General features: G+C 63.3%; 26 protein-coding genes. 16 read left to right on the top strand and 10 right to left on the bottom strand.

Annotated elements, in window-relative coordinates; all coding sequences use genetic code 11:
* Positions 1 to 84 precede the first annotated feature (84 nt).
* A complete protein-coding gene (locus FJQ55_RS01195; protein WP_140825911.1) occupies positions 85 to 888 on the top strand; it encodes an alpha/beta hydrolase in 804 nt (267 codons plus the stop codon).
* A gap of 170 nt (positions 889 to 1,058) precedes the next feature.
* Complete coding sequence (locus FJQ55_RS01190) at positions 1,059 to 1,676, top strand: transglutaminase-like cysteine peptidase (RefSeq protein WP_140825910.1); 618 nt, start codon at positions 1,059 to 1,061, stop codon at positions 1,674 to 1,676.
* 1 nt (position 1,677) lies between these two features.
* On the opposite strand, the gene FJQ55_RS01185 is transcribed toward FJQ55_RS01190, so the two are convergent.
* Together FJQ55_RS01185 and mbfA are read right to left on the bottom strand one after the other, a co-directional pair.
* Positions 1,678 to 2,868, bottom strand: coding sequence for an MFS transporter (locus tag FJQ55_RS01185; protein ID WP_140825909.1), 1,191 nt, complete (start codon positions 2,866 to 2,868; stop codon positions 1,678 to 1,680).
* Between the two features lie 85 nt (positions 2,869 to 2,953).
* Complete coding sequence (gene mbfA / locus FJQ55_RS01180) at positions 2,954 to 3,937, bottom strand: iron exporter MbfA (RefSeq protein WP_140825908.1); 984 nt, start codon at positions 3,935 to 3,937, stop codon at positions 2,954 to 2,956.
* A gap of 130 nt (positions 3,938 to 4,067) precedes the next feature.
* Between mbfA and FJQ55_RS01175 the strand changes: the two genes are divergently transcribed.
* From FJQ55_RS01175 to FJQ55_RS01160, 4 genes are all read left to right on the top strand, one after another.
* Positions 4,068 to 4,538, top strand: coding sequence for a group III truncated hemoglobin (locus tag FJQ55_RS01175; protein ID WP_140825907.1), 471 nt, complete (start codon positions 4,068 to 4,070; stop codon positions 4,536 to 4,538).
* A gap of 163 nt (positions 4,539 to 4,701) precedes the next feature.
* A complete protein-coding gene (locus FJQ55_RS01170; RefSeq protein ID WP_140825906.1) occupies positions 4,702 to 5,799 on the top strand; it encodes a TRAP transporter substrate-binding protein in 1,098 nt (365 codons plus the stop codon).
* Positions 5,800 to 6,003: 204 nt separating this feature from the next.
* Positions 6,004 to 6,849, top strand: coding sequence for a FecR domain-containing protein (locus FJQ55_RS01165; protein WP_161596930.1), 846 nt, complete (start codon positions 6,004 to 6,006; stop codon positions 6,847 to 6,849).
* A gap of 56 nt (positions 6,850 to 6,905) precedes the next feature.
* On the top strand, positions 6,906 to 9,752 hold the full coding sequence (locus FJQ55_RS01160) for an EAL domain-containing protein (RefSeq protein ID WP_140825904.1): 2,847 nt from the start codon (positions 6,906 to 6,908) through the stop codon (positions 9,750 to 9,752).
* A gap of 12 nt (positions 9,753 to 9,764) precedes the next feature.
* Here the strand turns inward: FJQ55_RS01160 and FJQ55_RS01155 are convergent, their stop codons facing one another.
* Positions 9,765 to 10,793 carry a histone deacetylase family protein gene (locus tag FJQ55_RS01155; protein ID WP_140825903.1) on the bottom strand — a complete coding sequence of 343 codons (1,029 nt, stop codon included), beginning with the start codon at positions 10,791 to 10,793 and terminating at the stop codon, positions 9,765 to 9,767.
* Positions 10,794 to 10,993: 200 nt separating this feature from the next.
* Between FJQ55_RS01155 and FJQ55_RS01150 the strand changes: the two genes are divergently transcribed.
* Both FJQ55_RS01150 and FJQ55_RS01145 read left to right on the top strand, forming a co-directional pair.
* Entirely contained in the window at positions 10,994 to 11,608 is a 615-nt protein-coding gene (locus FJQ55_RS01150) for a TetR/AcrR family transcriptional regulator (protein WP_140825902.1), read from the top strand.
* Between the two features lie 60 nt (positions 11,609 to 11,668).
* Complete coding sequence (locus FJQ55_RS01145) at positions 11,669 to 12,898, top strand: MFS transporter (protein ID WP_140825901.1); 1,230 nt, start codon at positions 11,669 to 11,671, stop codon at positions 12,896 to 12,898.
* 101 nt (positions 12,899 to 12,999) lie between these two features.
* Here the strand turns inward: FJQ55_RS01145 and FJQ55_RS01140 are convergent, their stop codons facing one another.
* The 3 genes from FJQ55_RS01140 to FJQ55_RS01130 all read right to left on the bottom strand — a co-directional run bounded on the left by FJQ55_RS01140 (position 13,000) and on the right by FJQ55_RS01130 (position 14,611).
* Positions 13,000 to 13,368, bottom strand: coding sequence for a hypothetical protein (locus FJQ55_RS01140; protein WP_425467484.1), 369 nt, complete (start codon positions 13,366 to 13,368; stop codon positions 13,000 to 13,002).
* A gap of 111 nt (positions 13,369 to 13,479) precedes the next feature.
* Positions 13,480 to 13,998, bottom strand: a complete 519-nt coding sequence (locus FJQ55_RS01135) for a GNAT family N-acetyltransferase (protein ID WP_140825900.1) — start codon at positions 13,996 to 13,998, stop codon at positions 13,480 to 13,482.
* Positions 13,999 to 14,035: 37 nt separating this feature from the next.
* The gene (locus FJQ55_RS01130) at positions 14,036 to 14,611 is read right to left on the bottom strand and encodes a helix-turn-helix domain-containing protein (protein ID WP_140825899.1); all 576 of its coding nucleotides are present in this window, start codon (positions 14,609 to 14,611) and stop codon (positions 14,036 to 14,038) included.
* Between the two features lie 104 nt (positions 14,612 to 14,715).
* On the opposite strand from FJQ55_RS01130, the gene FJQ55_RS01125 reads away from it, so the two are divergent.
* Complete coding sequence (locus tag FJQ55_RS01125; protein ID WP_140825898.1) at positions 14,716 to 15,459, top strand: MOSC domain-containing protein; 744 nt, start codon at positions 14,716 to 14,718, stop codon at positions 15,457 to 15,459.
* Here FJQ55_RS01125 and FJQ55_RS01120 read toward each other — a convergent pair.
* A complete protein-coding gene (locus FJQ55_RS01120; RefSeq protein WP_140825897.1) occupies positions 15,444 to 17,141 on the bottom strand; it encodes an FAD/NAD(P)-binding protein in 1,698 nt (565 codons plus the stop codon). The genes FJQ55_RS01125 and FJQ55_RS01120 overlap by 16 nt on opposite strands.
* Before the next feature lie 167 nt (positions 17,142 to 17,308).
* On the opposite strand from FJQ55_RS01120, the gene FJQ55_RS01115 reads away from it, so the two are divergent.
* Positions 17,309 to 17,539, top strand: a complete 231-nt coding sequence (locus tag FJQ55_RS01115; protein ID WP_140825896.1) for a DUF2171 domain-containing protein — start codon at positions 17,309 to 17,311, stop codon at positions 17,537 to 17,539.
* 84 nt (positions 17,540 to 17,623) lie between these two features.
* On the opposite strand, the gene FJQ55_RS01110 is transcribed toward FJQ55_RS01115, so the two are convergent.
* On the bottom strand, positions 17,624 to 18,025 hold the full coding sequence (locus FJQ55_RS01110) for a ketosteroid isomerase-related protein (protein WP_140825895.1): 402 nt from the start codon (positions 18,023 to 18,025) through the stop codon (positions 17,624 to 17,626).
* Positions 18,026 to 18,106: 81 nt separating this feature from the next.
* On the opposite strand from FJQ55_RS01110, the gene FJQ55_RS01105 reads away from it, so the two are divergent.
* Positions 18,107 to 18,700, top strand: a complete 594-nt coding sequence (locus FJQ55_RS01105) for a GNAT family N-acetyltransferase (RefSeq protein WP_140825894.1) — start codon at positions 18,107 to 18,109, stop codon at positions 18,698 to 18,700.
* Positions 18,697 to 19,572 (top strand): carbon-nitrogen hydrolase family protein, encoded by an 876-nt coding sequence (locus tag FJQ55_RS01100; protein WP_140825893.1) that lies wholly within the window; start codon positions 18,697 to 18,699, stop codon positions 19,570 to 19,572. Before FJQ55_RS01105 ends, FJQ55_RS01100 begins: the two co-directional genes overlap by 4 nt.
* Positions 19,573 to 19,576: 4 nt before the next feature.
* On the opposite strand, the gene FJQ55_RS01095 is transcribed toward FJQ55_RS01100, so the two are convergent.
* Together FJQ55_RS01095 and FJQ55_RS01090 are read right to left on the bottom strand one after the other, a co-directional pair.
* Positions 19,577 to 20,815, bottom strand: coding sequence for an RNA polymerase sigma factor (locus tag FJQ55_RS01095; protein WP_140825892.1), 1,239 nt, complete (start codon positions 20,813 to 20,815; stop codon positions 19,577 to 19,579).
* Between the two features lie 6 nt (positions 20,816 to 20,821).
* Positions 20,822 to 21,193, bottom strand: a complete 372-nt coding sequence (locus tag FJQ55_RS01090; RefSeq protein ID WP_140825891.1) for a YciI family protein — start codon at positions 21,191 to 21,193, stop codon at positions 20,822 to 20,824.
* A gap of 255 nt (positions 21,194 to 21,448) precedes the next feature.
* Here FJQ55_RS01090 and lepA point away from each other — a divergent pair, with 255 nt between their 5' ends.
* The 4 genes from lepA (at position 21,449) to FJQ55_RS23925 (ending at position 24,544) form a co-directional block, all read left to right on the top strand.
* On the top strand, positions 21,449 to 23,269 hold the full coding sequence (gene lepA, locus FJQ55_RS01085) for a translation elongation factor 4 (RefSeq protein ID WP_140825890.1): 1,821 nt from the start codon (positions 21,449 to 21,451) through the stop codon (positions 23,267 to 23,269).
* A gap of 296 nt (positions 23,270 to 23,565) precedes the next feature.
* The gene (locus FJQ55_RS01080; RefSeq protein WP_140825889.1) at positions 23,566 to 23,796 is read left to right on the top strand and encodes a type II toxin-antitoxin system CcdA family antitoxin; all 231 of its coding nucleotides are present in this window, start codon (positions 23,566 to 23,568) and stop codon (positions 23,794 to 23,796) included.
* A 2-nt stretch (positions 23,797 to 23,798) separates the two neighbouring features.
* Positions 23,799 to 24,098 (top strand): CcdB family protein, encoded by a 300-nt coding sequence (locus FJQ55_RS01075; protein WP_140825888.1) that lies wholly within the window; start codon positions 23,799 to 23,801, stop codon positions 24,096 to 24,098.
* Between the two features lie 80 nt (positions 24,099 to 24,178).
* Entirely contained in the window at positions 24,179 to 24,544 is a 366-nt protein-coding gene (locus FJQ55_RS23925; RefSeq protein WP_140825887.1) for a YegP family protein, read from the top strand.
* Positions 24,545 to 25,773: the final 1,229 nt, after the last annotated feature.

Below are 25,773 nucleotides of genomic sequence, written 5' to 3'. Positions count from 1 at the left end.
ATAGCATGCCTCGTGAAGAAAATCACCTGTTGTCGGTCACTTCCTGAATGTGATTTACAGCCGTGCAGCGAATCGGAGGTCCTTATGAACCAGCCCGCGAACATCCTGGCCGAAAAGACAATCACCGTCGGGTCTGACGCCTCGGCGCGATCGATCTGCATTATCGAGCGCTCTGCTCCGCCCCAGACGGGGCCTGATAAGCCGGTTCTGGTCTGGCTCGGTGGCTATCGCTCCGACATGTCGGGCACCAAGGCGGTCGAAATGGACGCGCTCGCTGCGGAACACGGGATCGGGGCAATCCGCTTCGACTATTCCGGCCACGGCGTCTCCGGCGGTGACTTCGCCCTCGGCACAATCTCGCGCTGGACGGAAGAAGCGCTCGCCGTGATATCCGCCTCCGGTGCCCGGCAGGTCATTCTGATCGGTTCCTCGATGGGCGGCTGGATTGCCCTGCGGGTCATTCAGGAGGCGCGCCGGCAGGGACTGAACTTTACGGTGGCGGGCCTGGTGCTGATTGCCCCCGCCCCCGACTTCACGTCCGAACTTATCGAACCCAGCCTCACCGAGGCCGAGCGGCGGTCGCTTGAGGAGCGCGGCTTCTTCGAGGAACCGTCCGAATACAGCCCGGAGCCGAACATCTTCACCCGTGCACTGATCGAGGATGGGCGGGCGAACCGCGTGCTGACCGGCCTGATCGAGACCGGCTGCCCTGTTCATATCCTTCAAGGCATGAAAGACCCTGACGTACCGTACAGCCATGCGCTGAAGCTGATGGAGTTCCTGCCGCTCGATGATGTGGTCCTGACGCTGGTGCGCGACGGCGATCATCGGCTGTCGCGTCCCGAGGACATCGCCCGGATGAAAGCGGCCATCCTGTCCATGCTCTGATAGGGCGACCCGACCCCCTACACCGCCCACCGGCCTCTGCGAGCCTGGCAGGTTGGAACTGTCGCATTTTAACCATAGTGACTGAATTGCGGTGGCGTTCCTACGCCGCAACGTTGACTCATACCCTGTGCCGCTCTTAACCTTTTGTTAAGGATACAGGGGACAGGTTCATGACGAACGGTTCACGCGCCATCAAGGCGCTGATCATTGCTGCTGCGGTGCTTGCGCCCGCTCATGCGGGTTATTCGGCACCGTCGCCATCACGTTCGATGGTGACCGGCAACGTGACCTCCCAGCCGATCGGTCATTATGAATTCTGCAAGTCGCTTCCGCAGGAATGCGCCATGCGGACACGCCCCACCACGCCGCCGAAGATCACCGATCACGGCTGGGGCATTATCCATGACATCAATGCCTCGGTTAACCACGCCATCGTGCCGATGACCGACGAGCAGATCTATGGCCGCGAGGAAGTTTGGGCCTATCCTGTTGATGCGGGCGACTGCGAAGACTTCGTCCTGCTCAAGCGCAAGAAGCTGATGGAAGCCGGCTTTTCCGTCGCCGACCTCCTCATCACCGTCGTGCGCAAGCCTGATGGCGAGGGTCATGCCGTTTTGACCGTGCGCAGCCAGACGGGCGATTTCGTCCTCGACAACCTAAACGACGATGTCAAGCTTTGGAACGAAACCCACTACACGTTTCTCAAGCGGCAGTCCTCGACGGACAGCGGTCGTTGGGTCACCATCGAGAACGGCACCTCCGACGTTCTGGTCGGCGCGCTGCAGTAAGCTACAGCGCCGTCTTCGACGTGGTACCAGCCGTTAGGGCAAGCGTCGCGAGGACCGCCGCCAGCGATGCGAGTGCCAGGCTTGCAAGGGCCGCCGCGGGTCCTGCCACGTCGTTCAACCAGATCACCGAGACCGGGGCGATTGCGGAGACCACGATGCGCACCGCCGACAGGATCCCCATCGTCCGGCCATATCCCTGGACCCCGAAGTAATGTAGCGGCAGCACGCCGCGCACGATCGATGTCAGCCCCTGGCCTGCGCCGTAGAAAAGCGCAAAAGCAAGCGCGAAGCCGGTGGCCGGGATCAGCAGTGATCCCGCCAGAAGGGCAATGCCCAGCGCCATGACGGCCGCCGCGATGAGCGCCGTCAACGGCGGCGAGAAGAGATTGCGCCTGACATATTCGACCAGGCGCGCTGCCACCTGGCTCGGCCCGATCAGGCTGCCGGCCAGGGTCGCGATGCCTGTCGCATAGCCCAGATCGCGCATCAGCACGAGAAGCGTAGCCCCGATCGCGGAGATGACGAAGCCACCGGCTGCAAAGGCGACCGCCATCAGCACCATCTGCCGGGTCCGTTCGCCGGGAAGACCATCGACTGCGGCATCGGTCACCGGCTTTACGATGCCGGCGGCATCGATGCGGGTCATCGGCAGAGCCAGATGGATCGGCAGGGCAATCAGCAGGTTCATCGCCGCCAGCACGAAATAGATGTCGCGCCAGGTCATCACCGTCAGCAGCCATTGGAGGAGCGGCCAGTAGATGGTCGAGGCGAAGCCGGCGATGAGCGTGACCAGCGTGATGTGGGCGCGTGCTTCCCGGCCATGGTTCTGGGCGAGTGCTGCAAATCCGGCGTCGTATTGAACCGCGAGCGCGATGAATTCCGCCGCGAGCGTGATCAGGGCGAAGTGCCAGACATTCTGCATAAGAGCAAAGAGCGCCAGCGCAACAGCCGCTGCGACCGACCCGATACAGAGAACGAGGCGCGCACCGAGGCGATCCACCAGACGGCCGACGATCGGTGCGGCGACCGCACCCGCAAGCAGGCCGAAGGAGAAGACAGCGAAGACGAAACTGCGGCTCCAGCCGAACTCACCGGCAATCTCGGGCGCGAGCACGGAGAAGGAATAATAGAGCGTCCCGTAACCGATGGTCATGGTCACGCCCAGACCGATGGTGGCGGGTGAGAATTTCATGGCGCCTTGCTAGTCCGGTTTGATGATCACCAGATGACAGTGCCCGGCGCCCTGTCGTCAAGCCGCCCTGCCTCGCCTAACCCGCTTAGCCTTGACCGATCAGCACACCCGCAGCCAGAACCAGCGAGCCGCCCAGCACCACCTGCATGGCGGCGCGCCAGAAGGGCGTCTCCATGTAGCGGTTCTGGATGAAGGCGATGGCCCAGAGCTCGAAGAAGACGACGATGGCCGCCGTGATCGTCGCCGTCCAGAAATGCGGGATCAGATAAGGCAGGGCGTGGCCGAGGCCGCCGAGCGCCGTCATGATGCCCGAGGCCAGACCGCGCTTGACTGGCGAACCACGACCAGAGAGCTTGCCGTCGTCATGGGCTGCTTCGGTGAAACCCATGGAAATGCCGGCACCGACCGAGGCCGAAAGGCCGATGAGGAAGGTGGACCACGTATCGCCGGTTGCGAAGGCGGCGGCGAAGATCGGCGCGAGCGTCGAGACCGAGCCGTCCATCAGGCCGGCCAGACCCGGCTGGACATAAGTCAGGATGAACTGGCGGCGGGCGCCTTCGTCCTCTTCGGTCTTCGCCTCCTCGGTCACGTGTTTTTCGCCGAGCATGCCGGCGATCTCCTCGTGACCCTGCTCGGCCAGCGCCAGATCGCCCAAAAGCCTGCGGATACCGGCATCGGAGGTCTTCTGCGCGGCCGCCATGTAGAAGCGATAGGCGCCCTGTTCCATCAACTCCGCCTCGGTACGGATCTGGTCCAGCGTCAAATTCTTGCGCAGCCAGTCGGGCTTGCGATCGTAGAAGCCACGCACATGCTCGCGGCGGATCAGCGGGATGCGCTCGCCGAAACGCTCACGATGCATCTCGATCAGCATGTTGCGGTGGGTGTGCTCCACCTCGGCCATGTCTTCGAAAACCTTCGCCGATTGCGGCGCGGTCGCGCGCAGCTGGTCGGCATAGGCGAGGTAGATGCGGGCATCATCCTCTTCCGAGGAGATGGCCAGGCCGAGAATCTCCTGTTCGCTGAGGCTGTCGAAGGAGCGCTTGCCGGTCGAAAGGGATAAACCAAACATCTGTTGTCACCTTTTTAGAATTATTCTAAACTTAGCTCTCTGCTCTTCGCTTTTCAAGCGACAACTTGCCGCTTGACCATCGCGCTGCTGCGGACGTAGCCAGAGCACAGCACATAAGGATCAAGCCGTCATGACCATGGAGCTTTCCGGCCGCGCCGCGCATCGCGCCGAAATCACTGCCCGCGCTGAAGCCCAGATGGCGGCCATGGGCGTGGACGCCGCCTTCATCGATCGTCTGGTGGAGACTTTCTATGGTCACATCCGCAGACATCCCGATCTCGGCCCGGTCTTTGAAGGCCGGCTTGCCGGCCGCTGGCCGGAGCATATGGTGAAGATGAAATCCTTCTGGTCGTCGATCGCCTTCAAGACCGGTGCCTATGGCGGCAAGCCGGTTCAGGCGCATCACGGGGTCGACGGCATGGCCGAGGGTCTGTTTCACCAGTGGCTGCAGCTCTTTTCCGACACCTTGGTCGAGGTCGGCGCCACGGAAGAGATCCACGGCTGGTTCATGACCAGCGCCGAGCGCATCGCCAAGAGCCTCGTCGTGTCGCTCTTCTACAACCCCGCCTTCGACGATCCGGCCCGCAAACCGGCGGACTGACTGTTCCTTGCGCGGAACGGGATCCGAGAGAAAGAAAACGCAAACTCAGCCGCGTTGCCTGGCAATTTCACGAGCTTTTGCCCTTGCACGTCTTGGTTTGCCCCTTTAGACCCGCCGCGGGAGCAGGGACGCGTTGTCATCCAGGAAATCAAGGCAAGAGATCATGAACCGCCGTCAATTCTTCAAGCAGGCCGGCGTTGCCGGCGTAGGCGCCGCCGCACTGGCCGCCCCTGCCCTCGCCCAGGAAAACCCGAAGGTCACCTGGCGCCTCGCCTCCTCTTTCCCCAAGAGCCTCGACATCATCTTCGGTGCTGCGACCGATATCGCCGAGAGCGTGTCGAAGGCGACCGATGGCCAATTCGAGATCCAGGTCTATGCCGCTGGTGAAATCGTGCCGCCGCTGCAGGTTGCCGACGCGGTCTCAGACGACACCGTCGAAATGGGCCATACCTGCTGCTACTACTATATCGGCAAGGATCCGGCCTTCGCGCTCGGCACGGCCATCCCCTTCGGCCTCAATGCCCGCATGACCAATTCCTGGTTCACCGCCGGTGGCGGCACGAATCTGCTCAACGAATTCCTCGCTTCCTACAAACTCTACGCGCTGCCGGCCGGCAATACCGGCGCCCAGATGGGCGGCTGGTATCGCAAGGAAATCAAGACGATCGACGACCTCAAGGGTCTGAAGATGCGAATTGCCGGCCTTGCCGGCGAGATCATGTCGAAGGTCGGCGTCACGCCGCAGCAGATCGCCGGCTCGGACGTCTATCCGGCGCTGGAAAAGGGCACGATCGACGCCACCGAATTCGTCGGGCCCTATGACGACCTGAAGCTCGGCTTCTACAAGGTCGCGCCCTACTACTACTATCCCGCCTGGTGGGAAGGCGGCCCGACGGTCCATGCCTTCTTCAATCTGGAGAAGTTCAACGCGCTGCCGGAAAACTACAAGCGCATCCTGACGGACGCATGTGCTGCGGCGAACGCCCGTATGCTCGCCCGCTACGATGCGTCGAACGCCAAGGCGCTGCGCGAACTCGTCGCCGGCGGGGCGCAGCTGCGCGCCTTTTCCACCGATATCCTCGACACCTGCCACAAGGCTGCAAAGGATACCTATGCCGATCTGACGGCAAAGAACGAGTGGTTCAAGAAGCTCTATGACAGCCAGCAGGCTTTCAAGCAGGACGCCTATCTGTGGAGCCAAATCGCCGAATACAGCTTCGATACCTATCAGATGATCCAGCAGCGCCAGGGCACGCTCTGATCTCTGCGCATCCGATCGAGCGATCACGGCCCGGGCATCGTCCCGGGCCTTTTCGTTGTCGGGAACTCCTGGCGCCGGTGCTCCGGAACGGCATGCAACGCGACCATGGAAGAATATCATTCTCTCTAAATTAAGCGGCCTTGATTTAGTCATTCTTCATGCCCTGCCGGCTATCATCGGACGAGAATGAGAGGATCCGACATCATGCAGCTTCGCTCGGCTTTTGCCGTTTTCCTTTGGGGCCTGCTTGCGGGCATGCCCGCCATGGCAGGCACCTGGACCGCCACCGCGGTCCGGCAGCCCGTGAACTACACGGTCGACAAGGTCAGCTGGCAACGGCTTGTCGCCGGCACCTCCGTGCCCGATGGCGCCTGGATCAGCACCGGGCCGCGTGGGCGCGTCGTGCTGCAGCATGGCGAGGACATGATCACGCTGAAGCCCGGCACCATGAGCGCGGTGTTCTCCAAATCGTCCGGCGAGGACCAATTCGAAGTGGTTCAGCAATCGGGCGAAATCGCCGTCGAATTCGAAAGGCGTCCCGGCCGGAACCTCAGCGTCCAGACCCCGTTCCTGGCGGCCGTGGTCAAGGGCACCGGCTTCACGGTCCAGGTTCGAGAAGAAAGCGCCAGCCTCTCCGTCACGCATGGCGTCGTCGGTGTACGCGACCCGAGCCATGGGCGCGCCACCGATCTGACCGCAGGCCAATCGGCGGATGTCAGCGCGGCAAAAGGGCTGAGCGTTAGGGCGAAGGGCACCAAGCCGAAGATCGTCTCCATCCCGGTGTCGAAACCTCTCGTCCCTGCGGCGGACCAGAGCGTGGCCGGTCAAAAAGCCGCTTCTGCCGGCAATTCCTCTGCCAAGAGCAACGCCGCATCGGCGAACAACGGCCGTGGCAAGGCCGGTTCAGGCGGAAACACTGGCAAGGGCGATGGTAACGGGAACAACGGTGATAAGGGCAACGGCAACGGTAACGGTAACGGTAACGGGAACGGGAACGGGAACGGGAACGGGAACTCCGGTAAGGGCAATTCGGACGACGACGACGACTGAGTTGTTCTCGTGCTGACAGCGCAGACGCCAGCCTCTTCCAACAGGGTTCATCGCGGGTGACGCAGAAACAAAACCATGGCAGTCGGCGCCATCACATCCTCCAGACGGCTCTGGTTGCCTGTCTTCTCGTGGTCGTCGGCCTCAGCAGCCTCGCCGGTCTGTTCGAACCGCTCGATCGACAGCTTTCGGCCTGGCGCATGGCGAGCGTACCCCGTGACGCGAGCGGTGACATCGTGCTCGTCGAGATCGACAAGAAGAGCCTGGATGCTGTCGGCACATGGCCGTGGAACCGGTCGATCCATGCACGGCTGATCGACCGCCTGGTGGCGGCGGAAGCGCGCGACATCTTCCTCGACATCGACTTCAGCGCCCGTTCTGAAGCCGTAGGTGACAAGGCGCTCGCAACCGCGCTGGAGGCGGCCGGTGGCGGTGTCATCCTGCCGTCCTTCCAGCAGTATCACTCGATGGCCGACAACGTTCCGGTCGTGGCCTCGACGAAGCCCAATCCGCTCTTTGCCCCTCATGCCTGGATTGCCAGCGCCAGCCTCTCTGCCGACGAGGACGGGATCGTCCGCCGTTTCCCGCTTGGCGAGACACAGGATGGTGCCTATGTGCTCTCGGTCCCGGCCGTTCTCGCCGGCATCGCCGGCAAGAGCGCGGCATCCTTCATGATCGATTTCTCCATCGATCCCGCGAGCATCACCCGGATATCCGCCATAGACGTCATCGAAGGCAGGGTGAATCCCGCCATCCTGCACGATCGAATTGTCGTCTTTGGCGCAAGCGCAATCGAACTCAAGGACAATTTCATCGTCCCGGTCCACGGCCTGGTCTCGGGTCCGGTGGTCCATGTTCTCGCAGCGGAAACGCTGCTGCAGGGTCGCCATCTCCTGTCTCCCCCGTCCTGGCCCGTGCTGGGCGTTACGGCGCTCGTCGTCTGGCTGGCCTTCTCGCTGACCCGGTCACTGCGCCGCCAGTTGCTCTCGCTCGGCGTCACGATCGCCTTTCTGGAGGCGGGTGCCCTCTGGCTGCAAGTCGCCTATGCGGTCAGCCTGCCCACCGGTTCATCGATCGTCTTCGTCCTCGTCGCCCTCACAGCCCGGGCCCTGCAGGAGCTGGATCTGCGGGCCTGGCTGCTCAAACGCATGTCGACGGAGGCGAACAACAGCCGCAACCTGCTGGAGCAGGTGATCCGCGACAGTGCGGACATGGTCTTGATCATCGACGACAAAGGCACGATCGTGCGGCACAGCAGCCGGCTGCTGCCGCTTCTTTCCGGCCTCGGGCTTCGCCCCGAAGAAAAACTGACCTTCGCCCGCCTGCCGCTCACGTGGCAGGAAGACGTGCACACGGCACTCGGCTCACCGCTGCCGACCGAGGAGCACACGGTCGCGCTGCGCGAGATCGAAGTGCCGAACGAGGCCGGACCGCGCATCCTCGAATATACCGTCACCGTCTCCGAACTCGATCGCAGCAGCCGGCGGCATCAGGCGCGTGACAAGGTTCGGGTCGCCTGCATCACGGCGAGGGACGTGACGGAAAGGCGGCGACAGGCGGAACGGATCGCCTATCTCTCCCGCCATGACGTGCTGACGGGCGCACTGCGCGCCTCGGCATTGATCGCGGATCTCAACGCACTTGCCCTTCACGCGCCCCCGCCCGAAACCGGGGAGCGCGAACGCATGGTGCATGCGGTCTATGCCCTCAATCTCCATCGCTTCAAGACGATCAACGCCACACTCGGCCGCTCCAAGGGAGATGCGCTGCTCAAAGCCGTGAGCGATCGGCTGGGGCAGATCGACCCGATGCTGTCGCGGCCGGCCCGGCTCGGCAATGACAGCTTCGCCCTGCACACCGTGAAGCCGATCCCGGCCGCGCTCGCGCGGTTGCTCGCCGAGCGGATCCGGCAGGAGTTTTCCGTGCCATTTGAACCCGATGGCACACCCTACCGCGTGGGTGCGAGCCTCGGCATGACCACATCCGATCATCTCGCCGAAGGCTGCGGCGCGCAGCTCGTCGCCGAGGCGGAACTCGCCCTCGACGAGGCGCGCCACGCCGGAGCGGATGGTCTGGTGGAATTCGACCCCGAAAGCGGCGTTCGCCATGCCGAAGCGCGTCAACTCGAATCCGAACTCTGGCATGCGCTGGATCGCGGCCAGATGAAGCTCCTCTACCAGCCGCAGGTCGCGCTCGACAGCAGGGCGTTTGTCGGGGCGGAAGCGCTGATCCGCTGGCAGCATCCCCAGCACGGCATGATCTCGCCGTTGACCTTCATCGGCATTGCCGAAGCGAACGGTTTCATCGTCGAGCTCGGCGCCTGGGCGCTGAAACAGGCCTGTCGCGACGCCGTTTCCTGGCCCGAAGAAACGGTAGTTGCCGTCAATGTCGCGCCACTCCAACTGCAACGCCGTGATCTCGTGGCGGATGTCGAGGCGGCTCTCGCAGAAAGCGGCCTGCCGGCGGGGCGCCTGCAGCTCGAGATCACCGAATCCAGTTTCATCACTGCGGCAGACGACCTCATCGAAAAGCTGCAGTGCTTGAAGACGCTCGGCGTCGGTCTCGCGCTCGACGACTTCGGCAGCGGCTATTCCTCTCTCGGCTATCTCGCCCGCTTCCCTCTCGACAAGATCAAGGTCGACCAGATGTTCGTCCGAAATCTCACCGAAAGCGCCGCCAGCCAGGCGATCGTGTCTTCGGTGCAGGCGCTCAGCGCCGGCCTCGGCATGACCATGCTGTGCGAGGGTATCGAAACCGAGGACCAGGCGCGGCATCTGCTGCAACTGGGCTGCAGCCAGGGCCAGGGCTATCTGTTCGGCAAGCCGCAGCCGGCGGCGAGTCTGAACCTGCTCGCGCGACAGGACATCGGCCCCGCAGTGCGGCAGGTCAAACGGGCGGCCGGATGAGACCGACGCGGCTTATGCCTCCAGCCCTTTCAGGACATTGGCGACGTTGAGGCCGATTTCCGGCACTCCGTAGCCGCCTTCCATCAGGGTCAGCACCGGCACGCCGTTCGCCGCGATCATCTCTCCCATCCGAATATAGTCGGGGCTCTTCAGCTTGAAGAAGCTGATCGGGTCCTGCTCGAACGTGTCGACGCCAAGGGAAACGATGATCGCTTCTGCGCCATAGGTCTTGATGCGCTTGAGGCTGTCCTCGAGCGCTGCCGACCAGACATCCCAGGGCGTGCCCGAGGGCATCGGATAATTGGCGTTCAGCCCCTCGCCGTCTCCTTCCCCCGTCTCGTCGGCATAACCGAGGAAATAGGGAAAGGCATTTTCCGGCTCGCCATGCAGCGAGGCGAAAAAGATATCACCGCGACGGTAGGTGATGTCCTGCGTTCCGTTTCCATGGTGGAAGTCGACGTCGAGAATCGCGACCTTCTTCGCGCCGTGATCGATCAGCCTTTGTGCGGCGACGGCGGCGTTGTTGATGAAGCAATAGCCGCCGAAGAGATCGCGGCCAGCATGGTGGCCCGGCGGGCGGCAGAGCGAGAAGGCGAAGCGGTGGCCCTCGTTCAGCCAGTCGGCGCCCGATAGCGCCACGTCCATCGAGGCGATCGCGGCTTCGTAGGTGCCCTTGGAAATCGAGGTCTCCGCCGAATTGGTGTAATAGCCCACGGCGCCGTCGATATGCTTCGGCACCCGGCCCGTCTGGCTGCGGCGGCAGGGGAAGGAGGTGGGGATTGCCTCACCCTCGAAGCCATGCGCCTCCCAGCGGTCCCAGCAGGTGCGCAGGAATTCCAAGTACCCGGCATCATGCACCTTGAGTGCCGTCTCCAGGCCGTGTTCGGCCGGCGCCTGCACATCGGTGAAACCGGCGTTCTGCACGGCCTCGAGAATCCATTTGACGCGGAACGGCCCCTCGAAAGGCTTCACCAGCAGGCCGCCATGCAGCTCCGTCTTGGCGTCCCTCAGCTTGTGCTTTTCCGAATAGTAGACGCGCATCTCGTTCCCTCTTGTTGATCGGCCGCTGTGCGGGTCCTGGGCCTCTGCCAGAAACCTAGCGCCTGCCCCGGCGCGGTCGCAAGGGGGCCCGTCGAATTCCGGGTCAAGCGACCAAAAATCGGCCGAGGCAGCCTGGGTACTTGACCTTCCAACGAAATCCGCCTATTTGGAAACGATCATTTCCTAATCAGGTGAAAGTCATGTTGTCCGATACCGCCGTCTCCGCACGCACAGCCGGCCGGCCCCGCGAATTCGAGATCAATACCGCGCTCGATGCGGCCATCACCGTGTTCACCGAGCGCGGCTATCACGGCACGTCCATCACCGATCTCAAGGCGGCGATGGGCCTGACGGCCGGCAGCATCTACAAGGCGTTCAAGGACAAGAAGGCGATCTTCCTCGCCGCCTTCGACCGCTACAAGCAGGTGCGGGCAGCGCTGCTGGCGGAAAAGCTCGCAGATGCCTCAAGCGGCCGCGACCAGGTCCGGACGATCCTCCACTTCTACGCCGAGGCCGCCTGCGGCGAGACCGGACGGCGCGGTTGCCTCGCCATCGGGGCCGCCGTCGAACTCGCCCTTTTCGATGCCGACGTGGCCGAGCGCGTCGCACGTGGACATGCCGTCACGCTCGCCCAGATCGAAGGCTTCCTGGAAACCGGCCGGGCCGACGGCTCCGTCTCAACGGCCATCGACATTCCCACCACGGCGCTCGCCGTGTTCTCCTTCCTCCAGGGCATCCGCATCGCGGGCAAGTCCGGCCAGGACCCGGGCCGTACCCGGGCTGCCGCCGATGCCGTGCTCACCCTTCTCGACTGATCCCTGTTCACCCTCACTTTGACTTTCCGATCCTCCCCCTCCTCCCCCGGAAGCCGTGCCATGACCCAGACCTCCTCCACCGCCGATCCTGCACTTTCCCCCCATCACGTCGCGAGAGGCCAAGGCCTCTCGGCCGGACTCACCTTCATCATGGCCGCCGCCTGCGGGCTGATCGCCGCCAATCTCTACTACGCCCAGCCGCTCGCCGGACCCATCGCCGGGTCGATCGGGCTGCCGCTCCATGCCAGCGGCCTGATCGTCACGCTGACCCAGATCGGTTACGGGCTGGGCCTGTTGTTCCTGGTGCCGCTCGGCGATCTCGTCGAAAACCGCAAGCTGATCCTGATCATGATGGGCGTCGTCACGGCGGCCCTCGTCGCTGCCGGACTTGCCACGACACCGCTTCCCTTCCTCGCCGCCTCGCTGTCGATCGGGCTTGGCGCCGTCGCCGTGCAGATGATCGTGCCCTTCGCGGCCGGGCTTGCTCCGGATCACGCGCGCGGCAAGGTGGTCGGTAATGTCATGAGCGGGCTGATGGTCGGCATCATGATGGCGCGGCCGGTCTCGAGCCTGGTTGCGCGGCTCGGCTCCTGGCATACGATCTTCTTCATTTCCGCCGCGGTCATGGTGGCGCTGGGCGCCGTTCTCGCCACGAAGCTGCCACGGCGCGTCCCGAAGACTCATCTCGGCTATCTGGCGCTGATCGGTTCGATGGGCCGCCTGCTCGCCACGCAGAGGGTTCTGCAGCGGCGCGCGACCTACCAGGCCTTCCAGTTCTCGGCCTTCAGTCTGTTCTGGACCGTCACGCCGCTTTATCTCGCCAGCCCGGCCTTCGGCCTGACGCAAACCGGCATCGCCCTCTTTGCGCTCGCGGGCGTCGCCGGTGCCATCGCCTCGCCAATTGCCGGACGGCTCGCCGACCGTGGCCTGTCCGGTCCCGCCACCGCCTTCGGTCTCACGAGCGTGCTCGCGGCCTTCCTCATGACCCTGATCACACCCGAAGGCTCCGGGATCGCGCTGGCCCTGTTGACGCTCGCCGCAATCCTCCTCGATTTCGGCGTCACCACCACGCTCGTCACCGGCCAGCGCGCCATCTACAGCCTCGGTGCCGAATTGCGCAGCCGGCTGAACGGGCTGTTCATGGCGATCTTCTTTACCGGCGGCGCCATTGGTTCCGCGGTCGGCGCCTATAGCTATGCCCATGGCGGATGGGTTGCGGCAGCGCTTGTCGGGGCAACCCTGCCCGCAGCGGCACTGCTCGTCTTTCTCACCGAGTTCCGGAAGCGCTGAACCGCGTCGCGCGAACTCTGCACTTGAAACCCAAAAGGGCGGCCTCCAGGTCCAAAGACCCGAAAACCGCCCCTTCCCCCCGGCCCCCGCCGTAGTCGAACTTACTCAGTCAGATTGATCTGTTCGGTCTGTCCACCTTCGCAGGTATAGCAGCAATCTTCGCAGGTTTCTGCATTCTCCGGCCCGACGCCCCAGTAGCTCTGCTTGTCGCCGGAGATCCAGGCGCCGTAACAAATCTTCTCGCCCTCGTCACAGGAGAGCGGGATCTCCTTGGTCTCACCATCGTCGAGATAAAAGACCTGGTTGTTGCCCGGCCAGACATAGTCCCGGTCCTGGCTGTACAACTCGACCTCGACCGCGTTTGGATGATCGTTGCGCATGACGAAGGTCACGTCTGCGGCAAAGGCCGGCGCGACGGCGGCCAGTGCCAGCCCTGCAGCCAAGCCGATCATTGTCTTACGTCTTGCCATGCTTGCCCCCTCTGCCCAAAAAAAGCCTATCGGGGGGCGACCATAAACATATGGAAACACTTGTGGAAAGGGTCGCCTTGGACGTTTTTTGGGCTGATCGCGCCGAGGCCTTCAACCCAGTCGCTTGTAGAAGATCACGGTGTCGCAGAAGCGACCGTCCGGATAGAGCGCATAGTCCGGAATCTCGCCCGAACGTTGCCAGCCGAGCTTCTCGTAGATCCTCTCCGCCAGTTCCCCCTTCGCCGTGTCGAGCACCAGCAGCTTGCGTCCGGCCTGCACTGCGCCTGCTTCGGCTGCCCTCATCAACGCTGTCGACAGACCCCTTCCGCGTGCTGCTCGATGCACGAGCAGCTTCATCAGATCGGCCCGATGCGGCTGATTTGGCTTCAGGGCGAACCCAACCTGCACCGTTCCCACCAGCCGCCCTCCGACGAAGGCTCCGTAGAGCAGCACCTCACCGCGCCCGACGGCATCGGCCACGCCGCGCCAGAACCTCTCCCCCTCCTCGGCCGTGAAAGGCGGCATGAATCCGACAGAGGCATTGTCGGCTATGCAATCGGCCAACACTTCGGTCAGCGTCGGGATCTGGTCGAGAGCTTCGGTGGCGGAAAGCTGGCGGATATCGGGCATGGGATTTTCCGGGTGCGCAGGTGGCGGGATGTAAAGTTCAGGCTCCGAGGGCGATGACCACGGCATAACGGGCAGGCGCGTCGGTCGGGTTATGGTAGGCATGGACGTCGCCGACATTCATGTAGAGGCAATCGCCCGCTTCCAGCCGGTAGACATGATCTCCGACCGTGAGCTCGATGATCCCCTCGAAGACCCAGACATGCTGGGTCTGGCTGCGCCCGGTCGGTCGGCCGGGAAACCGGACATGGGCATGCGGCGGAAACTCCACCTCGACGATATCGGTGCCACTGCCGGTGCCCGGCGGAGAGACGGCTCGGCGCAGATAGCCGCTTTCCGGATCGCGCCACACGGGCTGGCGGGCGCGGCGCATCAGTGGATCGGACGCCTCCGCTTCATCGGCAAAGAAAACGGAAAGAGACACCCCAAGCGCCGAGCAAAGCCGCGCCAGAAGGGCCGCCGTCGGGCTCGCCTCCGCCCGTTCGATGCGGGAAATCATCGCCCGGCTGACGCCGGAGGCCTCGGCGAGCTGATCGAGCGTCAAGGCGCGTTTGACTCGCAGCCCCCTGATGCGCTCGCCCACCGTCTTTTCGAAACCGTCGTTCAGATTTTCCATGATAGTAGAATTGACGACTACGATCATGGAGTCAAGAGGCAGAAACAGGTGGAACACTTCCCGGTAGAAAGGCTTATGGTGACGCAACAGCAAGAGGGAACATCATGCGCAGAATAGGTCGGGTGGCGGAGCTATGGCGATATCCGGTCAGTTCGGTCGGCGGGCAATCGCTGCCACAGCTGGATGTTTCCCCCACCGGCATCGAGGGTGACCGCCGCTTTGCGCTGTTTGATCCGGCAAGCGGCCTTGCGGCCGCCCCCGAGCGGGAGCCACGCTGGCGGCCGGCCCTTTTCCTTGATGCCGTGCGCGACGAGTCCGCCCTGCTGCCGCAGCTGCGCTTTCCGGATGGCGAGACCTTCTGGCTGGATGACGCCCGGCTCAACCACCGGCTGGAGGCGCACTTCGGCTTTGCCGCCCGCATCGGGGCGTATGGCGGGCTGGATGACGGGGCGGACATGCGCTTCCCCATCGTTTCCAACCGATATGCCCCCGCCGCGCTGCATCTTGTCACCACGGCCTCGCTCCGGGCTCTGGCCAAGGCCGGGAGCCTGCCACCGATCGACCATCGCCGTTTCCGCCCATCCGTCCTGATCGAAACGGATGAGGACGACGGTTTCATTGAGAACGCCTGGATAGGACACGAAACCACCATCGGCGCGACAGTGGTTACCGTGACCGAGCCGACCCGCCGCTGTGGCCTGACGATTGTGGCACAGCCCGCTGTCGACGAAGAGCCGCAGGTCCTGCGCACCATCATGCGGCACAATGCGCGCAACCTCGGCGTCTATGCGACGGTGCAGGCGCCGGTCACCCTTTCCGTCGGCGACCCTGTCTATGCCGGGATCTGAAACAGCGGAGCCTCGCCCGTATTAGGTGCAACATCTGCGAGAATGGCCTGGGCCACCGTCTCGCCGATCTCGCAGGCGCTGGTAATACCCTGCACAAAAGGTTCCTTGTGCAGCAGGAAGGCGATGGCCGCGCAATAGAGCCGATTGCTGAGAGGCCCGTCGATCTTTGGGCGGTAGTGCTCGTCGACATCGATCCCGCCGGTGCGCACCATGTCAGGTCCATCCTCCAGCGTGTGTAGAGCGCCGGTGCGCGGCGTCGCGGATTCCTTCACGCCCCCCTGGGCGACGAGGGTCGGGAATGGCAGGTCCGTTGCCGACAGCGTCTCCTGGCCGGTCGCATCGATGAACGAGCCGAAGCGATGCTCGACATCACCAACGATGACACGGGCGCCACGTTCCGCCCCGCTCTCATCCGTCTCGATCCGGTAGTCGTCGCCGAGTTTCAGGATCTCCAGCTTTCCCGCCCGCGACAGCGCCAGCAGGCGGCGAATGGAGGTGAGCGGAACGGTGGCGTAGTCGTCGATGAAAATGCTCTTGAAGTACTTGTGGAAGCGCTTCAAGTCTTCCTCGTTCAGATGGGGAATGACACGCGCCACGATTTCGTGGGTGATCAGGATCGCATAGCGCCAGGGCACCGTATATTGTTTCACCCGGTTCTCTTCGACTTCTGCCAGATTGCGTGCCGCCCAGACAAAGGGATCAGACTTGATGCGGTCGGCGTAATAGGCCGCAGCGAAAGTCTCGACCGTCAGCTGCGACAGCCCGATGCGGGCCGCATAGTCAGGGTCGGCGGTCACGATTTCCCGGCGGAAAAGCTCGAAGACATCATCGAGCAGATCGTGGCGGCCGGTCGCGATCAAGGCATCGATGGCCTCGTTCGTGCAGACCTTCGGCGTCTCGTAGGGCAGCGGGCAATAGAAATCCGCTTCGGGCAGCACGCCCTTGCGCGACATCATCGTTGCGTGGAATTCCTCGGTTCCCTCGGCCGGCTGATATTGCAGGTCACCCGCCGCATCGGCGTAAAACATGCCCCGCGCGGTAGCCACCGTCATCAGCGCATCGATGCTGCTGAGCGACGTGCCGAGGATGCCGACGCGCTCATTACGCACTGTCTTAAGCGCTGTCGCCGGCCAGGGGGAGACGAAGTAGCCGGGCCTGATCTCGGTTGTCTCCGGCCAGTTGTGCCCGGTTGCCATCACGACATGATCATAGAATGCGTCTTGGCGGCCATCGGGGCCTTCAACGCTCAGGCGAATCTGCTCCGCCTGCAGTTCGATGTCGACCACCTTGTGGCGACCGAGAACCATGACCTCGTGGCCTTTCTCGGCGGCGGCCCGGCGCATGAGGTCAAATTGCGCCTGCATATAGTCGCCCAGCACGACACGCGGATAAAACTCCCGATCGTCGATCGCGTCACGCCGGATCCCGAGTTGCAGCAACCGGTCGTCGCCCTGGCGACGCAGCCAGTCAACCAGCGTTTCGGCAAAGGCTGGCAATTCGATGCTCGGGATGTTCGACAGCATGGCCGGGTCGTTGACGTCGGGGTGATAAGGCGCGCCCTTGCCCGGTTCGTCATAGGCCTCGAAAAGCGTGATCGAGATCGGAACAGTGGAGCTGATCAGTTGTTTGAAGGTGTAGAGGCCGGTCGGGCCGGTGCCGATGATCGCAATTCTGGGACGCATTTGGGTCTCGCTGCCGCGCGAGGGATCTCGCATGCGGATGCCACAGAATGTTCCGTCGCGGGAAATTGTTCCCTGTGAGGACGCCAAAGCCTGCAGCGGTGCTTTAGGAACAAATGCCGGCCGTTCGGCCTTTCTCTGTCATCGCAACCAGACCGGAGGATATCCCGATGATTTCTGCAGATCAGATTCGTGAACACATGGAAGTCCGTGGCCTCGATGGCGCCCATGTCGGCACCGTCGACCATATGGACGGCCAGAGCCGCATCAAGCTCACCCGCACCGATTCGATGGACGGCCAGCACCACTACATTCCGCTGGACTGGGTCGATCACGTCGATCAGCACGTCCATCTGTCGAAGAACTCCGACGACGTGAAGCGCGACTGGTCGGTCAACTGACCGATCATGGCTGGCATGATGCCGGCAAACAGAGAGGGCCGTCCCGCGTCAGCGTGACGGCCCTTTTCTCGTTATTTGAAATGGTCAGCCGCCGACCTGGGCGATCCAGTCCGGCAGGCTGTAATAGTTGGAGATGCGGGCGACCTTGCCGGCGCGGATCTCGAAGAAGGCACCCGCCGGCAGCCGGTAGGTCTGGCCATTGGCTTCCGGCAGACCCTCGTCGGTTGCCAGATAGGTGCCGTTGACGATGAATTCGGCCGCACCGCGCGTGCCGTCCTCGTTGACCATGATCACCATGTCGGTGAGCTCTTCCTTGTAGCAGCGGTTCATGTGGTCCATGAATTTGGAGAACGCTTCCTTGCCCGTCTGGCGGGCACCCTGGTTGATGTCGTGGGCCACGTCATCGGTCAGGAGCGAGAGGAAACGGTCCATGTCGCCGGCATTGAAGGCATCGTAATAGGCACGGATGGTGGCGGCGGCGGTCATCGATCACTCCTCGTCGTGGAATTGCTTTCTCGGGTCGTGGGAGATGGGTATAAACACTCCGCAACAGACTGAAAACACTCTATGACGCTCACGATCCAATCCTTTTCCGGCAGCGACGCCACGCCTTTCTTCGGCGACCTGGCGCGGCTCAGAACGACTGTCTTCCGAGCCTTTCCCTATCTCTACGAGGGAAATCCGGATTATGAACAGACCTATCTTTCCACCTATGCGAAATCCGAAGGCTCCGTCTTCGTCATCGCGCGCGATGATGACCGGGTGGTCGGTGTTGCCACGGGAACGCCGATGGCGGGCGAAACGGATGAGGTCAAACGCCCCTTCCTTGCAGCAGGGCTCGATCCCGAACAGTTCTTCTATTTCGGCGAGAGCGTGCTTCTGCCGCAGTATCGCGGTCAGGGCATCGGCGTGAAATTCTTCGAGGGCCGCGAGGCGCAGGCGAAGAAGCTCGGCCTGCGCTACGCCACCTTCTGCGCCGTCGAACGCCCTGCCGACCATCCCCGCCGGCCCGCCGATTACCAGCCGCTCGACGCCTTCTGGGCCAAGCGCGGCTATACCCATCACCCCGAGCTTCGCACGACCTTCACCTGGCGCGACCTCGACGAAACTGTCGAGAGCCCCAAGCCGCTGTCCTTCTGGATCCGGGATCTCTCCGCATGACAGTCCTGACCCTCGCCGCCTGCCAGTACAAGATCGACCTCATCGAGACCTGGGAGGATTACGTCCTCCACCTGACGCGGCTCGTGCATCAGGCCGTCGAGCGGGACGCAAAACTCGTGCTCCTGCCGGAATATGCCGGCCTGGTGCTCGCGGGCCAGCTCGATCCTCAAACCCGCTCCGATCTGCATGGCTCGATCGCCGGCATCCAGCCGCTGATCCCGGCCTGGGTCGAGCTCTGCGAGGAACTTGCCCGCACCCATGAGATCGTCTTGCAGCCCGGCTCCGCGCCCGTGCGCGATCCCGATGGCCAGTACCGCAACCGCGCCTTCCTGTTCGGTCCTGACGGGCTGATCGGTCATCAGGACAAGATCATCATGACCCGTTTCGAGCGCGAGCAATGGGGCATCGCCGCCGGACGCGACGGCCTCACCGCCTTCGACACGCCGGTCGGCAAGCTCGGCATCCTGATCTGCTACGACAACGAATTCCCGATGCTGGCGCATAAGCTTGCCGAACAAGGTGTCGACCTGATCCTCGCCCCCTCCTGCACCGACACGCTGGCCGGGGCCTTTCGCGTGCGCATCGGCGCCCAGGCCCGGGCGCTGGAAAACCAGATTGCCGTGCTCGCCTCCCCTACCGCGGGCACCGCCCCCTGGTCCCCCGCGCTCGACGAAAACCGCGGCCGCGCCGCCCTCTACGTTCCCTCCGACTACGGCATGCCGCCCAATGGCATCTATGCCGAAAGCGAGAGCGACGAGGTCGAGGAAAGCCACTGGCTGATCACCGAGATCGATCTCGACACGGTGCGGCGCCTCAGAACCGAAGGTCAGGTCGCCACGCGGCGAGATTGGCCGGAACAGTTCGGGGTGTGATCGCTCAGGACGCCGCCAGCGCGTCCCGCCGCCTCTGCAGAAATCGCCGCTCCGCCTCCCCGGGCGAGAGCGCCAGGGAGCGATCATAGGCCTTCAACGCCTCAACAACCCTCCCCTGCCGCGTCAGCAGATCCGCCCGTGCGGCATGAAACGGCAGATATTCCGAGAGCGCTTCGGCATCCAACCCATCGAGTTCCGCCAGCGCCTCCTCCGCCCCCCTTACCTCCGCCAGTGCCACCGCCCGGTTGATGCGGATGATTGCGTCGTCACGCAGTTCGACGAGAATGTCATAGGCCGCAAGAACCGCCTTCCATGGCGGCGGATCGGCGAGGCTCTTCCTGCCGCACCAGAGCGCATGGATCATCATCTGCAGGATGCGCGGCCCCGGCCCGGACAGACCGAGCGCCCGCCCGCAATAACGCCTTGCCTCCTCGATCAGCGGCCTTGACCAGAGCGTCGGGTCCTGCTCGGCCAGCGGCACCATGATCCCGTCGGCGTCCATCCTTGCCGGCCGGCGCGCTTCGGCAAAGCGGATCGTGGCGGCGAGCGCCAGCACCTCACCCTCCTCTGGCAACATCTCTGTCAGGAGCGCCGTCACGTCCAGCATCTCGCGGGCAAAACCCGCATGGCGGCTGGACCCCGCCGCATCCTCATGCGCCTTGGCATAGGCCACCTCCAGCGTCGACAGCACGGCCGCCAGCCGCTCGGCCCAGTGTTCCGGCCCCGGCACCTCAAAACTGACGCCGGCTTCGGCAATCTTGCGTTTGGCCCGCACCAGCCGCTGCGCCAGCGTCGTTTCCGACACCAGGAAGGCCCGCGCCACCTCGTCCGTCGACAGGCCACAAACCAGTTTCAGCGTCAGCGCCGCCCGGCTGTCCGCCGCCACCGCCGGATGGCAGCAGACGAAGATCAGCTTCAGCCGCTCGTCTGGAATGACAGCGTCGTCGCTGGCCAGCCGATCCTCGGCAGTCGGCTCCGGCTCGGGTTCCTCGGGACGGTTTTCTGCCCGTACCCGCCTTCGCCTCAGGATATCGAGCGCCGCACGTTCGGCCACGCGGTAGAGCCAGGCCGCCGGATCGCGCGGCAGGTCATGTCCCTCTTCACCCCAGGCCTTCACCGCCTTCAGGCAGCTTTCGGCGAAGGCCTCTTCCGCGATGTCGAGATCGCGATAACGGGCGGCCAGCGCCGCACGAATGCGCCCGCCCGCCGCCCGAAACGTCTCTTCGAGAAGCCCGTCCCGCATCGTCCCTCAGCGCTTCGCCGCCAGACCGGGCGGCATCGGCAGGACCGGCCGAACCTCGATGGCGCCATCCTTGCCGAGCGGCACCTTTCTGGCGATGGCGATCGCCGCATCGAGATCCTCGGCTTCGACGAGATAAAAGCCGCCCAGCTGTTCGCGCGTCTCGGCGAAGGGGCCGTCATGGATGGTCTGCTTGCCGGCGGTGGTGCGCACCGTGGTCGCCGCCTCCGTGCCCTTCAGCCCGGCGCCCGCGCGCATTTTCTCGCCCAGCTCATGGCTGAAGGCGAAATGGCGCGGCCCGAGATCGGCCATGATCGGCCCGGTCTTGTCGGGTCCGCCGAAGATTTCCTCGTTTTCATAGATCAGCAGCAGGTATTGCATCGTCGTCGCCCCTCCTTCGGGCCGCAGCGGCTCCGCCCATCGGTGCCGTCGAGACAAAGACGCGACACCCGGGGCGGATTCGACAAAGCCTCCAAAAAAATTTCGCCCGCAGACTATCGGCGAGTGGAACGCCCATGGCAACGGCCAAGCCCGGTGACGAAGCGCCCCCCTGCGGCGCCAAAACCGCCGCGAGGGCCTGAAAATCCCGATCTTTCCGCTTTGCGAGAACTGGGCTCACTGCTATATGCGCGAACCATGAGCACCGATCGCACGCCCCTGAGCCACATCCGCAACTTTTCCATCGTCGCCCATATCGACCATGGCAAGTCCACCCTCGCCGACCGTCTGATCCAGACAACGGGCGGCCTTGCCGAGCGCGAGATGTCCGAACAGGTGTTGGACTCGATGGATATCGAGAAGGAACGCGGCATCACCATCAAGGCCCAGACGGTGCGTCTGCACTACAAGGCCAACAATGGCGAAACCTATGTGCTCAACCTGATCGACACGCCCGGCCATGTCGACTTCGCCTATGAAGTCTCGCGCTCGCTCTCGGCCTGCGAAGGTTCGCTGCTCGTCGTCGACGCCTCCCAGGGCGTCGAAGCCCAGACGCTCGCCAATGTCTATCAGGCGATCGACAATAATCACGAGCTGGTCACCGTCCTCAACAAGGTCGACCTTCCCGCCGCCGAGCCCGAGCGCATCAAGGAACAGATCGAGGAAGTCATCGGCATCGATGCCTCCGAGGCCGTGCTGATCTCGGCGAAGACCGGTCTCGGCATCCCCGACGTGCTGGAAGCCATCGTGCACAAGCTGCCGGCGCCGAAGAGCGAGGGCGGCGAGAAGGCCCCGCTCAAGGCGCTGCTCGTCGACAGCTGGTACGACACCTATCTCGGCGTCATGGTCCTCGTGCGCGTGCTCGACGGCGTGCTGGCCAAAGGCCAGACGATCCGGATGATGGGCACGGACGCGAAATACGCGGTCGAACGCGTCGGCGTTCTGACCCCGAAAATGGTCACCGTCGATTCTCTCGGCCCCGGCGAAATCGGCTTCTTCACCGGTTCGATCAAGGAAGTGGCCGACACCCGCGTCGGCGACACCATCACCGAAGATAAGCGCCCGACCGCCAAGATGCTGCCGGGCTTCAAGCCGGCCCAGCCGGTCGTCTTCTGCGGCCTGTTCCCGGTCGATGCCGCCGATTTCGAAGACCTGCGCGCTGCCATGGGCAAGCTGCGCCTCAACGACGCCTCCTTCTCCTTCGAAATGGAATCGTCCGCAGCCCTCGGCTTCGGCTTCCGCTGCGGCTTCCTCGGCTTGCTTCACCTCGAAATCATCCAGGAGCGCCTCGAGCGCGAGTTTGATCTCGACCTGATCGCGACCGCCCCGTCCGTCGTCTACAAGCTGTTCATGACCGACGGCACCGAGCGCGAGCTGCACAACCCGGCCGACATGCCCGACGTGGTCAAGATCTCCGAAATCCACGAGCCGTGGATCAAGGCGACGATCCTCACCCCCGACGATTATCTCGGCGGCATCCTCAAACTCTGCCAGGACCGGCGCGGCATCCAGACCGAACTCACTTATGTCGGCAAGCGCGCGATGATCACCTATGAGCTGCCGCTCAACGAAGTGGTCTTCGATTTCTACGACCGTCTGAAGTCGATCTCCAAGGGCTACGCCTCCTTCGACTACCATCTCGACGGCCATCGCGAGGGCAACCTCGTAAAAATGTCGATCCTCGTCAATGGCGAGCCGGTCGATGCGCTGTCGATGATGGTGCACCGCATGGCAGCCGAAAAGCGCGGCCGCGACATGTGCGAAAAGCTCAAGGACCTGATCCCGAAGCACATGTTCAAGATCCCGATCCAGGCCGCCATCGGCGGCAACGTGATCGCGCGCGAAACCATCTCGGCCCTGCGCAAGGACGTGACCGCCAAGTGCTACGGCGGCGACGCCAGCCGCAAGCGCAAGCTCCTCGACAAGCAGAAGGCCGGCAAGAAGCGCATGCGCCAGTTCGGCAAGGTCGAGATCCCGCAGGAAGCGTTTATCGCGGCGCTGAAGATGAGCGACGAATAAGAAGACTGGCGCCGGCGAAAGCCGGCGTCTTTCATTTTGGCGCTCGGCGCACACAGCGATCCGATATGATTTCAATCTCTGATCAGTCTGAGTACCCCGCATGCTTGATACCCCCGCCTTCCATGGCGTCAAGCACCGGCATCAGTAAGCGGCCGTAATCGATATAACCCTACTCGATATTGACCGCGTCGAAGGGAACCGGCCCGGGGCGTGATGGCGGTTCCCCGCCCCCGGCACCGACTTTCTCACAGGAGAATTACGCGCTATACTGGCGTATCCTCGGAGTTGCGCCATCCATGTCGATCGAAGCCCGCAAAGCCCATGACCTGACCGTCAGTGAAACCCTCGTCGCCGAGGCGGAAGCGCTCGGCCTCGACATCACAGGCGCTGCCGAACAGGGCATTGCCCGCGCCATCAAGGCGGAAAAAGAACGGCGCTGGAAGATCGACAACGCCGAGGCGATCAAGGCGTCCAACGACTATGTCGCCAAGCACGGGTTGCCACTCGCGAAGTACCGGATGTTCTGACCATGACCCGCTTCCACGTTCACCGCATCGGGAACGACGGAAGCATCGCCCTGAACGTGCAATCCAATCTGCTGGATGCCCTGACGACCCGCGTGGTCGTGCCACTCGCACCAGTCGGCGACGTTGCGACCCTCGTTCCGCGTCTCAATCCGCGCCTTGCCATCGATGGCGAAACCTTTGCAATGCTCACCCAGTTCATCACGACGGTCCCCGTCTCCGCGATCGGCCCCTCGGTCGCCGACCTTTCCGCCCGCGCCGACGAGATCACCGCCGCCACCGACTTCCTCTTCCAGGGATTTTGACCGCTTCTTGCCCGCCCGTCGCCATCGCGCTAGCATTCGAATGCAATCATAAGCCGATGAACGGATAAGGGGAGACGGGCATGCACAAGTTCAAGATCCTGAAGACCGAAAAGGGCGAGTTCCGCGTCCAGTTCGTCTACAATGCCGAGGTCATGGTCTGGTCGGAGAATTACGCTTCGAAGGCGAGCGCGAAGAACTGCGTCGAGTCGCTGAAGAAAAACGCACCCGCCGCCCCGGTCGTCGACCTGACCAAACAAGAGACCGGCAGCGGCTATCGCTTCGAGATCGACGAAGCCAAGAACGGCGAAACCTTCCTCCGCTTCCGCGCCGCCAATGGCGAGATCATGGTCCGCTCCGAGACGTATAAGTCGAAGTCGAGCGCCAAGAACTGCATCGAGTCGATCCAGAAGCGCGTGGCAGAGGCTGCCGTCGAAGAGGCGGAGTAGCTGAATCAAACGAAGGTCAGCCGACGCCCTACCTCCCTCCACCGGGGGAGGGCGGAAAATCGAAGGCTTAGGCGAGCGTAAGCCGCCTAAACTTCAGATTTTCCCGGAGAGGGGCACTGTTCCCTGGCGAGAACCCCACCGAGCCCTCCTCTTACGAAATCTGAGGTTTGGCCCTGATCGCTTCCTCCTCAGTGCTTGTGTTTGGATCCTCGGGTCATCCTCGGGTTTAACCCGAGGACGAGGATGACGGAGTGTGGGGAGCAGCTGATATCCTCCTCAACCGTTCCCATCGTACAACGCCAGAGGAGAATACCCTCGTCCACTCTAAGAAGCTCGTCATCCTCAGGCTTGACCCGAGGATCCAGACACAAGTCTTCAGCGACCATACGTTACGCCAGAACGCGTCATTTCCCGAAAAGGGGGGATGAACTCCAGCGATTATTCAACAAAATCAAAGCCCGACATATTTTTTCATCCCCGCCCATTTTCACCCTCGTAGACTCAACTCCGTCCCGCCCTCGGATACACCTGACGATGCGATGTCAGGCGAGGCGGGGCCGGCGCCGGGATGGAGGGTTGTCGCAGATCTGAAGTCCCGGCCCGCTGCAACGGTCTCCCTCCGGACGTGGGGCTGGAACGAGGGTTTGGCGGTCGGGTGCCACCAAACCCGGATACCCCGATCGGAAGGACGTGCCTCAGAGGCACACAGACAAGGCGCCAATGCTGTCGCGAACATCCAGACAGCGGGGCGAAACAAACGGCGGGGATGATGGCCGAGGTCGGAAATGACCAAGGCCTCATCCCCCGGGCGAGGGTCCCGGTCGGTATGGTGCACCATCCGGCGGGAACCTCCCGGGCCACCGGCCAGGCTCTGGCAGAACACTCTTCGGAGCTGACTGCCAAGCCGGACCCTACGCCCGGTCGAACGTCGGACTTCGGTCACGACGCCCGTCGCCGCCTTGCCAGAGAGACGCATCCAGCGGGAATAGACGCCGAACGGGGCGCCGGAAGGAGCCACATAAATTACTTAGACAGGTTGCTTCTGGCGCCTCGTCCGAGACAAGTTTCACCGACCCGGAGGGAGAGATCCCGACCGGCGGCGGAGCTTGGGGTTTTTGACAGTTTGATTCACGCACCGCTCTGAGGGAACACGATGCGCATGCGGCGGCCTATCTCCCCCCTTGCGGGGGAGACTTCGGAGCGATGGCCGAAGGCCAGAAATCGATCCA

The sequence above is a fragment of the Rhizobium glycinendophyticum genome (assembly GCF_006443685.1).
GTDB lineage: Bacteria > Pseudomonadota > Alphaproteobacteria > Rhizobiales > Rhizobiaceae > Allorhizobium > Allorhizobium glycinendophyticum.
The sequence above is the reverse complement of the archived record's forward strand: the minus strand, read 5'-3'. Positions and strand labels throughout refer to the sequence as shown.